This is a genomic window from Pseudomonas sp. GM80 (genome assembly GCF_000282515.1).
Lineage (GTDB): Bacteria > Pseudomonadota > Gammaproteobacteria > Pseudomonadales > Pseudomonadaceae > Aquipseudomonas.
The window spans coordinates 1-12,018 of sequence record NZ_AKJD01000041.1 but is presented as its reverse complement, the minus strand read 5'-3'; the positions used below and the strand labels follow the sequence as shown (position 1 = coordinate 12,018).

The window sequence follows — 12,018 nt, the reverse complement described above, 5'->3', positions numbered from 1 at the left end:
TCAGATCGCTGAGCCGAGTTGGAAGATCGGCAGGTACATGGCCACCACCAGCCCGCCGACGATCACCCCCAGCACGACCATGATGAATGGCTCCATGAGGCTGGTGAGGTTGTCGACCATGTTATCCACTTCTTCCTCATAGAACCCTGCGACCTTGTCGAGCATCTCGTCGAGTGCGCCGGACTCCTCGCCGATGGCGGTCATCTGCACCGCCATGTTCGGGAACACCCCGGTGGTGCGCATGGCGAAATTCAGCTGCATGCCGGTGGCGACATCCTGGCGAATCCGCAGTACCGCGCGTTTGAACACCACATTGCCGGTGGCGCCGGCCACCGAGTCGAGCGCCTCCACCAATGGCACCCCGGCAGCGAAGGTAGTCGACAGGGTCCGGGCGAAACGGGCGACGGCGGACTTGTACATCAGCGTGCCCACCAGCGGCAACTTCAACAGCCAGGTGTCGCGACGATCGCGCAAAGCCTGGGATTTCTTAAGTCCATGGCGGGTGCCAAAAATCACCACCACCATCAGCCCGAGCAGTGCCCACCACCATTGCTGCATGAATTCCGAAAGGCTGATGACCATCAGCGTGAAGGCCGGCAACTCGGCGCCGAAGCCTTTGAACACCGACTGGAACTGCGGCACCACTTTGACCAGCAGAATCCCGGTGACGACTGCTGCCACCAATACCACGGCCGTGGGGTAGGTCATGGCTTTCTTGATCTTGGCCTTGAGCCGTTCGCTTTTTTCCTTATAGGTGGCGACACGCTCCAGCAAGGTATCGAGGGCGCCGGATTGTTCGCCGGCATCGACCAGATTGCAGTACAACTCGTCGAAGTACTGCGGCTTCTTGCGCAGCGCCGTGGCGAAGCTGTTACCGGCAGCGACCTCCTGTTTCACTTCGTCCACCAGTTTGCGCATGGCCGGGTTTTCGAAGCCTTCGCCAATGATGTCGAACGACTGCAACAACGGCACGCCGGCCTTCATCATGGTCGCCATCTGCCGGGTGAACAGGGCGATGTCCTGGGCCTTGATGCGTTTGCCGAGACTCAGCAAGGACACCGATTTCTTGCGCACCTTGCCCGGGTTGATCCCCTGTTTGCGCAGTTGCGCCTTGACCAGTGCGGGGTTCTGCCCGCTCAACTCACCGGTGATTTTGCTGCCTTTCCTGTCCGTGCCTTCCCAGGCATAGACATTCATTTTCGCTGCCTTGACCGCCATGTTCAGTCCTTGGTGACCCGGTTGATTTCTTCAAGGCTGGTGATGCCTTGCATGGCCTTGTGCAGGCCGGAGGTGCGCAGGTCATCAAAGCCGTCGCGGCGCATTTGACTATCGATTTCCAGCGAGTTGCCTTCGGCCATGATCAGCCGTTGCAGCTCAGGTGTGTTTTTCACCACTTCATAAATCCCCACGCGACCCTTGTATCCGCCGTTGCAATGATCGCAACCGACCGGCTCGTAGATCGTGAAATGGCCGATGCGTTCCTCGGGGAAGCCTTCTTTGATCAGGGTTTCCCGGGGGATCTCGATCGGCCTTTTGCAATGGCTGCAGAGTTTGCGCGCCAGCCGTTGGGCAATGATCAGGCTGACCGAAGTGGCGATGTTGAACCCGGGAATGCCCATGTTATGCAAGCGTGTGAGGGTTTCCGCCGCGCTGTTGGTGTGCAGGGTCGAGAGCACGAGGTGACCGGTTTGCGCTGCCTTTATCGCGATCTCGGCGGTCTCCAGATCGCGAATCTCGCCGACCATGATCACGTCCGGGTCCTGTCGCAGAAACGAGCGCAGGGCCTGGGCAAAGTCGAGCCCTTGCTTGGGATTGACGTTGACCTGGTTGATGCCTTCCATGTTGATCTCCACCGGGTCTTCGGCGGTGGAGATATTGATGTCGACGGTGTTGAGGATATTCAGGCCGGTGTACAGCGACACGGTTTTACCCGAGCCCGTGGGGCCGGTGACCAGAATCATGCCCTGCGGCTGCTTGAGCGCGGCCATGTATAAGTCTTTTTGTGCCGGCTCATAACCGAGGGCGTCAATGCCGATCTGCGCGCTGGACGGGTCGAGAATCCGGATCACCACTTTTTCACCCCACAGCGTGGGTAGCGTGTTGACCCGGAAATCGATCGACTTGCTCTTCGACAGACGCATCTTGATCCGCCCGTCCTGGGGCTTGCGCCGTTCCGAGATGTCGAGGCTGGCCATGACTTTCAGGCGTGCGGCGATGCGTCCCGCCAACTGCACCGGTGGCTTGGCCACTTCGCGCAGGATGCCGTCGGTGCGCATTCGCACCCGGTAGTTTTTTTCGTAGGGTTCGAAGTGCAGGTCGGACGAGCCGCTCTTGATCGCATCCAGCAGCATCTTGTGAACGAAGCGCACCACCGGCGCATCGTCGGCGTCGAGTCCGCCGATGGCGTCCTGTTTGCTGTCGTCGATGGATTCGACATCGAGGCCGTCGAGGTCGACATCGGCCATGTCTTCGATGCCGGAGGCGTGGGTGTCGAAGAATTTTTCGATGGCATCGGTGAGTTTGTCGTCCTCCACCAGAATGGCTTCGGTGCTCAGGCCGGTGCTGAACTGGATATCGTTGATTGCCTGATGATTGCTCGGATCGGAAATGCCGACGAACAGTTTGTTGCCACGCCGCCACAGAGGTAGCGCGTGGTGTTGGCGCACAAGTTTTTCGCTGACAAGGCCTTTGGGCTGGGTTTCCTTGTCGAGGCAGTTGAGGTCGAGAAACGCCATGCCGAAATGCTCCGACGCGATCTCGGCCACCTGCCAGCCTTTCACCAGCTTGTTCTGCACCAGGTAACTGACCAGCGACAGGCGATTGCGCTGGGCTTGCTGCCAGGCTTGCTGGGCACTTTTTTCCGTGAGCAGTTCGGCCTGCACCAATTGCTTGGCCAGACCGCTCAGAGCGATGTCATTCATGGGGATTCCGCACGCTTGCAGTTCATGACTTATAGCCTAGTCAAGTGACAGCGCCAAACACGTCGGGTGCAGGTGACAAAAAGTGTCAGATAGTGCGGTTAGAGGTTGTAGGAAAGGGCGCGGCAGCGGGTGGGCGCCCAATGACTGGGGCCTGAAGGCATTGGCATGGGCTATGCTGCGTCCTTTGCAGATCATGAGATTTCGACTCATGCATGGAGCGTGTCTATGAAAAAACAACAAGGTTTTACTCTGATCGAGCTGCTGATCGTTGTGGCGATCATCGGCATTCTGGCGACCATCGCCTTGCCGCAGTATTCCAAGTATCAGGCGCGGGCCAAGGTCACCGCAGGCATCGCCGAGGCGTCGGCGCTCAAAGTCAATTTCGAGGACGTCATCAATGCCGGGTCGACCGATCCGAGCCTCACCAACGTCAACGCCGGGACCGCCGCGACACAGAATTGCACCTTGACGGCAGCCGGGAAGGTCGCCGATGGGACGGGCACCATTACCTGCACCTTGCTCAACGCGCCGGCGCCGGTATTGGGTCAAACCGTCACCCTGACCCGTAGCGCCACCACCGGCTGGACTTGCAAGTTCTCCGGCTCCAAAGACTACACAACCACCAGTTGCCCTGGGGTGTAACCACACGGCGGCAGTCTGTAGCTGTAGAAAAAATGCCCCGCACTGTCGGGGCATTTTCTATTGTCTGGTGCTTCACAAAAGCTTCAATATTTTCAGCGTGTTAGGAACTTTCCAAAAAACCGTAACTTGCATGTAGATAAACCGGAGGTCATGCAAATTGCATGATTTCGAAAATTTGGCTAATTCATATCTTATTGATTTATAAGGATATTATCGATTTTCAAAAGTTGGCACAGCGTTCGCAACTACCTTGGTAACCCTGCTGACAAGACACGCAGCAGACTTTCCAGAAAAACAGGAGTTACTCGTATGAAGAAGTTCGCTATCACTGCCGCTGCTGCTACCGCGCTGACCCTGACCATGGCTTCCGGCGCATTCGCCCAAACCACTCAGACTGCTCCAATGACTTTGGCTGCTGGTGAAGTTACCCAAGCTAAAGAAGCTACTTCCGATACCTGGATCACCACCAAAGTCAAAGCTGACCTGGTCACCGAAAAAGGCATTCCAGGTACCGACATTAAAGTAGAAACCAACAAAGGCGTTGTGTCGCTGTCGTCGACTACTGCAGTCACCGATTCGCAGAAAGACGTAGCTGTTGCGATCGCCAAGAAAATCAAAGGCGTTAAAGCGGTCTCCGCTGATGGCCTGAAAGCCGAGTAAGGCATGACTTCTCGCCTGGACCGGGAGAAGGCGCGACAGACGGGCCGAGCCATACGTCTGCCGCAACTTTAGAGTTCATGCGAACGGTCACACGGATGTGACCATTACGGGCCCCGACACTTGTATCGGGGCCCGTTCTATTTGTTAGAAGCAAAAGATCGCAGCCTTCGGCAGCTCCTACATTGGAATGTGTTTCCCTGTAGGAGCTGCCGCAGGCTGCGATCTTTTGATCTTTTCAGTGACCGCGTTTCTGCCGCAGGCGATTGCCTTCAAAGCGCAGGTATTGGTACATGCCGTTGCTCGGCCCGTACGTCCATTCCTCGACCTGGAACTCCTCGCGGCGATTGGCGCTGCGTTTGTAGCCCAACACATCGCGGCTGACCGGTTCGCCACACTTTTGCAGGACTTCGCTGGAGCGATCGCCGAGGCTGATCAATTGGCTGCCACAGCGCAGCGTGTCGGACGCCTCGGCATGGCCGGCAGCGAAGCTCAGTGTCAGCGCGGCCAGCCAATGGCGTTTCATCACTCGGCGTCCAGATGCATTTGCGTCACCACGCGGCCATCGCTTTCGGCCTCGCCAAGGTTGGCGTCGATGAAGTACACGCGGTCGTCTGCCAATTGGCCTTTGTCGACCAGATAATCCTTGATGCTGCTGGCACGGTCCTGACCCAACTGACGTAACAGCACATCGCTGCTGCTCCAGAACTGGATCACGCCTTCGCGCATCTTCGCCGTGCGTTCTTCCTTGCCCAGATCTTTCCATTCGGCCGGTGGCTGGGTTTTCAGACGGGTGCGGTAGATGCCTTCAAGCAGCGGACCTTTCTCGCTGTCCGGCACTTGAATCAGAGACGCCTGAGCCGGCACTTTGTCGCCGCGGCGCTGGAGCATTTTGTAGTAGTTGTACTGGTATTCACGCTCCAGACGTTGCTCGGCGAGCAATGGGCCGTCGCTGCTCTTGGCGGCGGTGCCTTCGATTTCCAGGCGCAGCGCCGGACGCTCCTTGAGTGCCTGGGACAGTTTGACCAGCGCGGCTTCGGCATCCTTGCTCAGTTCACTGGAGCCTGGGGCAAACGACACGGTGCCAAGGTCTTCCGACCCACCGCCACTGATCAGTCCGCCAATCATTTTGAAAGGGGCGGCTGCGGCTTTGACGATGAGGTTGCGCAGGGTCTGCCAGACAATCGGCATCACGCTGAACTGCGGATTGTTCAAGTCGCCGGTCACCGGCAGTTCGATGGAGATCTTGCCGTCGACATCCTTGAGCAGGGCAATCGCCAGTTTCAGCGGCAGGCTCACGGCATCCGGGCTGTCGACTTTTTCGCCGAGCTGCAATTGTTCGACCACCACTTTGTTTTCGGCTTTGAGCTGGCCCTTGGTGATCAGGTAATGCAGGTCGAGGTTGAGCCGGCCCTTGCGGATGCGGTAACCGGCAAACTTGCCGGAATACGGGGTCAGGGTGGTCAGCTCGACGCGTTTGAAACTGGTGGCGATGTCGAGGCTGGCCATCGGATCGAACGGATTGACCGCACCCTTGATGGTCACGGGCGCATAACGGTCAACCTTGCCCTTGATGTCGACACTGGCCGGTTTTGCCTGACGGCTGTCGATGGTGCCGATCTGACCGTTGAGTTGCTGCACGGCGGTGGCGAAATTCGGTGTCAGGCTGAAGTCGGCGAAGTTGGCCGAGCCGTCATTGATCGCGATGCCGCCGATGTGAATGCCCAGCGGTTTGTCGTTGCTGGCCGGTTTTGCCGCCGTGGTTTTCGCACCGCTGTCGGCCGGTTGCGGGATCAGCAAGTCGTCGATGTTGGTGGTGCGGTCATCGTTGATCATGAACCGCACATACGGCTGAAACAGGTTGACCTTGTCGATCGACAGGCTGTCGCCGTGTTGATAGTTCAGGCCTTCGACCACCACTTGCTGCCACTTGAGGAAGTCGCGGGTTTTCAGGGTGTCGAGGGTGTGCAGTTGATCGATCTGCGCCCGCCCGGTGACGCTGAGGGCCAGCGGCTCGGTGCTCTTGAGGTTGACCTTCAAGTCACTGCCGAGCATGCCGCTGCGCAGTTCGAGGCGAATGAACGGGTTGATGTAGGACTGCGCGACACGCAGGTCGATGTCCTGGGTTTTCACGTTGAGCTGAGCGTTGACCGGGGCGAGGTTGACCGTGCCGTCGGCGCTGATCTTGCCTTGCTTGCCCAGCCCGCTGTCGAGCTTGAGCTTGAAGGGCGAGCCGTTGAGGCTGTCGAAACCCTCCAGATCGACGTTCAGCGGCGTGATATCCAGCGCCACAGGCGGATTCGCCGAGCGATCAGCCAAATGGACGGTGTAGTTGCGCAATTGCACGTCTTTGAGCAGCACCTGCCAAGGTTTGCTCGGGGCGTTCGGTTCAGCCTTCGGCGAGTCCGCGGCCGCCGGCGTGCTGGCCGGTTCGGCAGCGGCTTTGGCCGCCGGTTTCGATGGCTGGCTGGCGAAGAGTTTCTGCCAGTCCAGTTGACCGTCGGCTTCCAGCGCGGCCCAGGTTTCGAGTTTCTGGCTGCGGATCTTGCCGACTACCACTTGCTGTTTGGCCAGGTCCACGGAGGTTTCGCTGACGTCCAGGCGTTCGAGTTTCGCCAACGGACGCCCGTCTGGGGCCTTGATGGCGAACGGCGCGATGCTGACGGCGACGTTGTTGAGCAGCAGTTCGGTTTCTTTCGACAGATTGAGTTTGTATTCGGTACTGAGACTGATCACGCCGTCTTCGAGTACCAGCGGCACCGAGTCACGCACGTACGGCCAGAAGGCTTTCATCTTGCCGTCGGTGACTTTCAGGGTGCCTTCGGAGGTGAACGGGATCAGGCTGAAGTTACCGCTCCAGTCGATTCGACCGCCGGCCGGGCCGATGGCGACCAGGGTCATGTCGGCGCTGTCTTCGGGCAGGGTGCTGAGGTTTTTCAGCTCGAAGCTCAAGTCGTCGTAAAGGAATTCGATGGGCTCGCTGGGACGTACATCTTGAAAATGCACGACGCCGCCGGCCAGTTTGATGTTGTCGATGCGCAGCGGGAAGGGCTTGGCGTTCGGGTCGGCGGGAACGGGCTCGCTGGCCGGCACCTTGAACAGGCCGAGCAGATTGAGCTTGCCGTCTTTGGCGAAAAGGATCTCGCTCTTGGGTTTGTCCAGTTCGATGTTGGCCAGATGCAGGGCTTTGGTCCACAGACTGTCGATTTGCAAGTCGGCGTACAGACGATCGAAGCCGACCTGTTCCTTGCCCGGCTCGCCAATGACCAGACCCCACAGGGTAACCTCAAGGCTGAACGGGTTGAGCTCGATGCGCTGGATATGCGCAGGCACGGTCGCGTAGTTGGCCAGTTGCTGGTTGGCCACGCGCAGGGCAATGCCCGGCAAAATCAGAAACCCCAGCAGGCTGTAGAGGGCCAGAGCAGTCAACAAGGCGCCAATCGCGCGAATCAATCCTTTGGGCATGTGCGGCTTCATCTGTCTGAATCGGAGTGCCTTGGAGTATGGCACGCGATTCTGGTTCCGAAGTAACAGCCGTGCTGCAGGATTGTTCAGATTCTTCTGTAGGAGCTGCCGAAGGCTGCGATCTTTTGATTTTGTCTTTTTTTAAAACAAGATCAAAAGATCGCAGCCTTCGGCAGCTCCTACAGGGGGGAGTTATAGCTGCAGGATCAGGGTTTTCAGTGGCGGTTGCTGGTCGAGGGACGGGAAGTCGGCGCCTGGGGTCATCACGCTCCATTCGCGTACCGGGCGGCCGGCCTTCTCGGCACAGCGCAGCACTTGCTCGCGCCAGTCGTCCATGCTGACTTTCGCCAGGTTGTTGCAGCAGATCAGCACGCCGTTGTCGGCGGTGGTCAGCAGGGCGGGTTTGAGCAGGCTTTGATAATCGCGTAGCAGGTCGACGGTGCCGAACGCACTCTTGGCCCAGGCCGGTGGGTCGAGCAGCACCAGATCGTATTGACGCTGATCGAGGCGCTGATAGCTCGGCAGTTTCTGCCCACGGCGCTGGCTGATTGGCAGGCCGGCCAACTGGCGGATCGCCGGGAAGTAGTCGGACTGGATGAATTGCATCTCGGGCAACTGCGGATTGAGCAAACCGTTTTCGCGACCGACCGCCAGATTGCCCTCGGCGAAATCGAGGTTACACACCTCACGCGCGCCACCGGCTGCGGCACTGAGGCCCACGCCGCAGGTGTAGGCGAACAGATTGAGCACGGATTTGCCCTTGGCGTGCTCCTTGACCCAACCGCGCGTGTTGCGCAGATCGAGGAACAGCAATGGATCCTGGCCGGCATGTCGCCCGCGTACGCGGTAGTTCAAGCCCCACTCATGGCCGACCAGATCAACCAGTGCGGCGTCGTCGGCTTTATACACGCTGTCTTCGCGATCGATGCGCGAATTGCCGCGCGAGCGATCGTTGTAGACCAGCAGGGTTTCCAGGCCCAACGTTTGATTAACCATGGCATGCAGTTGCAACAGGTGGTCACGCTCCAGCGTCTGGTGGAAACTCTGCACCAGCAGTTGCGGACCGTAGCGGTCGATGGTCAGACCGCCGGCGCCTTCCTGACTGCCGTGGAACAGCCGATAGCAATCGGTGCCCTGGCGGTGCAGCTCGGCCAGCAAATCCTGGCGTTGATCGAGGGCGGCGCGCAGCGCCTGATTCAAGGAAGACATGCATGCGCCTTGCTGGAGAGAATGGGGGCGCGGGAGTTTATCAGCTTGGCGAGCAATCGAGTGGCTACCATCGCGAGCAGGCTCACTCCTACAAGGGAGTTATGTTGCATACGAATCTCCTGTAGGAGTGAGCCAGCTCGCGATGCTTTCAGGTGATCAAACCCATCCGGCGTTTGGCCCGTTGTACCGAGCCGTTGCGCATTGCCCAGCGCAGCAGTGGCGCGCTGCGTCTGACGCTGGCGCGAATCAGTTGGCGTTGCAGCGAACTCTGGCGGACGTCGAGCATGTCGCTGGCCCAGTCCGGCAGCAGATCAATCCCCGCCTTCATCATCAGATCGCCAAACGGTCGCGCCAGAACACTCGGCGCCGGCGCGGCCAGTAACAGGCGCAAGACTTCACGGCTGCGGCCATCGCACAGCAACTGTGGGCGCATGCCTTGCAGATATTCGGCCACAGCCAGCCGCGACTTGGGCACATCGCGTGCGCCCAGACGTTCGGCGACCACGGCGATTTCCGCGTAGTAACGATCCTGATCCGAAACGGACAACTGCGGATTGCGATAGCGCAAATGCGCCGCAAGGAAGTTGCTGACCTCCGCCACATGCACCCACGTCAGTAAGTCCGGATCACTCGCGGCGTAAGGCCGACCATCCGGCGCGGTGCCGACCACTTGCAGGTGAATGGTGCGCACTTTCTCGATCAGCCAGTCGGCATCACGCCTGGAGCCAAACGTGGTGCCGGAGACAAACTGACTGGTGCGGCGCAAACGCCCAAGCATGTCCTGACGAAAATTCGAATGATCCCAAACCCCGGCCAATGCCAAGGGATGCAGCGCCTGTAACAACAATGCGCTGATGCCGCCGATCAACATGCTGCTGAAATCGCCGTGTACTTGCCAACTGACCGAGTCGGGGCCGAACAGGCCGGGGTCACCCTTGGGGTTCTCCAGGTCGAGCTGACCGAGCGACAACCCGGTCAGGCTCATGAGTTGGTGTTCAATGCGACTGCGGATGAATTCCATGAGCACTCAGTGAAGGAGGGCGGGCGCGGCCGGTTGACCGCGCTCGACGGGTTACTGATTGAGGCGCTTGTCGATCAGGCCTTGCACCACGCTCGGATCGGCCAGGGTCGAGGTGTCGCCGAGGCTGTCGAGTTCGTTGCAGGCGATCTTGCGCAGGATGCGCCGCATGATCTTGCCTGAACGGGTTTTCGGCAAGGCCGGGGCCCACTGGATCAGGTCCGGTTTGGCGAAGCTGCCGATTTCCTTGCTGACGTGGGCGAGCAGTTCTTTCTTCAACTCGTCGTTCGGTTCGGTACCGTTCATCGGGGTGACGAAAGCGTAGATCCCCTGACCTTTGACGTCGTGCGGATAACCGACCACGGCGGCCTCGGCAATGCTGTCGTGCAGCACCAGTGCGCTCTCCACTTCGGCAGTGCCGATGCGGTGGCCGGAGACGTTGATCACGTCGTCGATGCGCCCGGTGATCCAGTAATCGCCGTCCTCATCGCGGCGCGCGCCGTCGCCGGTGAAGTAATAGCCGGGGTAAGGTTTGAAATAGGTGTCGACCATCCGCTGCGGGTCGCCATAGACGCTGCGAATTTGCGCCGGCCAACTCGATTTGATCGCCAGCACGCCGCTGCCGGCGCCTTTGATTTCCTTGCCTTGCTCGTCGAGCAGCACCGGTTGCACGCCGAACATCGGCTGCGTGGCGCAACCCGGTTTGATCCGCTGGGCGCTGACCAGCGGGCTGAGCATGATGCCGCCGGTTTCGGTCTGCCACCAGGTATCGACGATGGGGCAACGTTGCTCGCCGACCACGTTGAAATACCATTCCCACGCTTCCGGGTTGATCGGCTCACCGACACTGCCGAGTAATCTGAGGCTGGCGCGCGAGGTTTCCTGCAACGGTTCGGCCCCTTCACGCATCAACGCGCGCAGGGCGGTCGGCGCGGTGTAGAAAATGTTGACCTTGTGTTTATCGATGACCTGCCAGAATCGCGAACTGCTCGGGTAGCTCGGCACGCCTTCGAACATCAATGTGGTCGCGCCATTGGCCAGCGGGCCGTAGACGATGTAGCTGTGGCCGGTAACCCAGCCGACGTCGGCGGTGCACCAGAACACTTCGCCGTCGCGGTAATCGAGCACGTACTTGAAAGTCATCGCCGCTTGCAGCAAGTAGCCACCGGTGGTGTGCAGCACGCCTTTGGGTTTGCCGGTGCTGCCGGAGGTGTAGAGGATAAACAGCGGATCTTCGGCGTCCATCGGCTCCGGCGGGCAATCGTCGCTGACGTCGCGCACGGCCTGGTGATACCAGAGATCGCGGCCCTCGACCCATTCGACTTTGCCCTGCGTACGCTCGACCACTACAACGGTGCTGACGTCCGGGCAACTCTGCAGGGCTTTGTCGACGTTCTGTTTCAGTGGCACGAACTTGCCGCCGCGCACGCCTTCGTCGGCGGTGATCACGGTGCGGCAGTCGGCGTCGAGAATGCGGTCGCGCAGGGAGTCCGGGGAGAAACCGCCGAACACCACCGAATGGACCGCGCCGATCCGCGAGCAGGCAAGCATCGCGTAAGCGGCTTCGGGGATCATCGGCATGTAGATGCACACCCGGTCGCCTTTCTTCACGCCACGGCTTTTCAGCACATTGGCCAGTCGGCAGACATGGTGATGGAGTTTTTTGTAGGTGATTTGTGCCGATTCGGCGGGGTCGTCGCCTTCCCAGAGCAGGGCGGTTTGATCGCCGCGTTGTTCGAGATGGCGGTCGATGCAGTTGTAGCTGACATTCAGTTTGCCCCCGGCAAACCAGGCGGCCTCTCCGGTTTTCAGGTCATAGCGCTGAACGGTCTGCCACGGTGTGCTCCAGTCGAGAAAGCGCGTGGCCTGTTCGGCCCAGAAGGCCGTGGGGTGTTCAATGGATTCGCGGTACAGACGCCGATAGTCTTCCTGACTCAATTGCGCAGCCCGGCGGACGGCATCGGCTTTGGGGAACGTGCTGATATCGAACATGACGGTTCCTTATTCTTGTTGTGCGACAAGAGGGGAGCTGTACGACCCTCGTAGGAGCTGCCGAAGGCTGCGATCTTTTGATCTTGTTTTTTAAGGTCAAGATCAAAAGATCGC

General features: G+C 59.4%; 9 protein-coding genes. 2 read left to right on the top strand and 7 right to left on the bottom strand.

Annotated features, from left to right (window positions below; all coding sequences use genetic code 11):
- Positions 1-1,218 (bottom strand): type II secretion system F family protein, encoded by a 1,218-nt coding sequence (locus tag PMI37_RS04300; protein WP_008078485.1) that lies wholly within the window; start codon positions 1,216-1,218, stop codon positions 1-3.
- 2 nt (positions 1,219-1,220) lie between these two features.
- Positions 1,221-2,921, bottom strand: a complete 1,701-nt coding sequence (gene pilB / locus PMI37_RS04295; protein WP_008078484.1) for a type IV-A pilus assembly ATPase PilB — start codon at positions 2,919-2,921, stop codon at positions 1,221-1,223.
- Between the two features lie 225 nt (positions 2,922-3,146).
- Here pilB and PMI37_RS04290 point away from each other — a divergent pair, with 225 nt between their 5' ends.
- Both PMI37_RS04290 and PMI37_RS04285 read left to right on the top strand, forming a co-directional pair.
- Positions 3,147-3,563, top strand: coding sequence for a pilin (locus PMI37_RS04290; RefSeq protein ID WP_008078482.1), 417 nt, complete (start codon positions 3,147-3,149; stop codon positions 3,561-3,563).
- 309 nt (positions 3,564-3,872) lie between these two features.
- On the top strand, positions 3,873-4,223 hold the full coding sequence (locus PMI37_RS04285) for a BON domain-containing protein (RefSeq protein WP_008078478.1): 351 nt from the start codon (positions 3,873-3,875) through the stop codon (positions 4,221-4,223).
- 235 nt (positions 4,224-4,458) lie between these two features.
- Here the strand turns inward: PMI37_RS04285 and PMI37_RS04280 are convergent, their stop codons facing one another.
- The 5 genes from PMI37_RS04280 to acs all read right to left on the bottom strand — a co-directional run bounded on the left by PMI37_RS04280 (position 4,459) and on the right by acs (position 11,904).
- Entirely contained in the window at positions 4,459-4,746 is a 288-nt protein-coding gene (locus PMI37_RS04280; protein ID WP_008078477.1) for a DUF2845 domain-containing protein, read from the bottom strand.
- Complete coding sequence (locus PMI37_RS04275; RefSeq protein WP_008078475.1) at positions 4,746-7,697, bottom strand: DUF748 domain-containing protein; 2,952 nt, start codon at positions 7,695-7,697, stop codon at positions 4,746-4,748. The genes PMI37_RS04280 and PMI37_RS04275 overlap by 1 nt, the downstream gene beginning before the upstream one ends.
- Positions 7,698-7,877: 180 nt before the next feature.
- The gene (locus PMI37_RS04270; RefSeq protein WP_008078470.1) at positions 7,878-8,894 is read right to left on the bottom strand and encodes a class I SAM-dependent rRNA methyltransferase; all 1,017 of its coding nucleotides are present in this window, start codon (positions 8,892-8,894) and stop codon (positions 7,878-7,880) included.
- Between the two features lie 148 nt (positions 8,895-9,042).
- The gene (locus tag PMI37_RS04265) at positions 9,043-9,915 is read right to left on the bottom strand and encodes an oxygenase MpaB family protein (protein WP_008078468.1); all 873 of its coding nucleotides are present in this window, start codon (positions 9,913-9,915) and stop codon (positions 9,043-9,045) included.
- Between the two features lie 51 nt (positions 9,916-9,966).
- The gene (acs, locus tag PMI37_RS04260; protein ID WP_008078466.1) at positions 9,967-11,904 is read right to left on the bottom strand and encodes an acetate--CoA ligase; all 1,938 of its coding nucleotides are present in this window, start codon (positions 11,902-11,904) and stop codon (positions 9,967-9,969) included.
- Positions 11,905-12,018: the final 114 nt, after the last annotated feature.

Coding starts and splice junctions, on each gene's coding strand:
- PMI37_RS04280 (WP_008078477.1), bottom strand. CDS start 4,746: ATGAAACGCCATTGGCTGGCCGCGCTGACACTGAGCTTCGCTGCCGGC.
- acs (WP_008078466.1), bottom strand. CDS start 11,904: ATGTTCGATATCAGCACGTTCCCCAAAGCCGATGCCGTCCGCCGGGCT.
- PMI37_RS04285 (WP_008078478.1), top strand. CDS start 3,873: ATGAAGAAGTTCGCTATCACTGCCGCTGCTGCTACCGCGCTGACCCTG.
- pilB (WP_008078484.1), bottom strand. CDS start 2,921: ATGAATGACATCGCTCTGAGCGGTCTGGCCAAGCAATTGGTGCAGGCC.
- PMI37_RS04290 (WP_008078482.1), top strand. CDS start 3,147: ATGAAAAAACAACAAGGTTTTACTCTGATCGAGCTGCTGATCGTTGTG.
- PMI37_RS04275 (WP_008078475.1), bottom strand. CDS start 7,697: ATGAAGCCGCACATGCCCAAAGGATTGATTCGCGCGATTGGCGCCTTG.
- PMI37_RS04300 (WP_008078485.1), bottom strand. CDS start 1,218: ATGGCGGTCAAGGCAGCGAAAATGAATGTCTATGCCTGGGAAGGCACG.
- PMI37_RS04265 (WP_008078468.1), bottom strand. CDS start 9,915: ATGGAATTCATCCGCAGTCGCATTGAACACCAACTCATGAGCCTGACC.
- PMI37_RS04270 (WP_008078470.1), bottom strand. CDS start 8,894: ATGTCTTCCTTGAATCAGGCGCTGCGCGCCGCCCTCGATCAACGCCAG.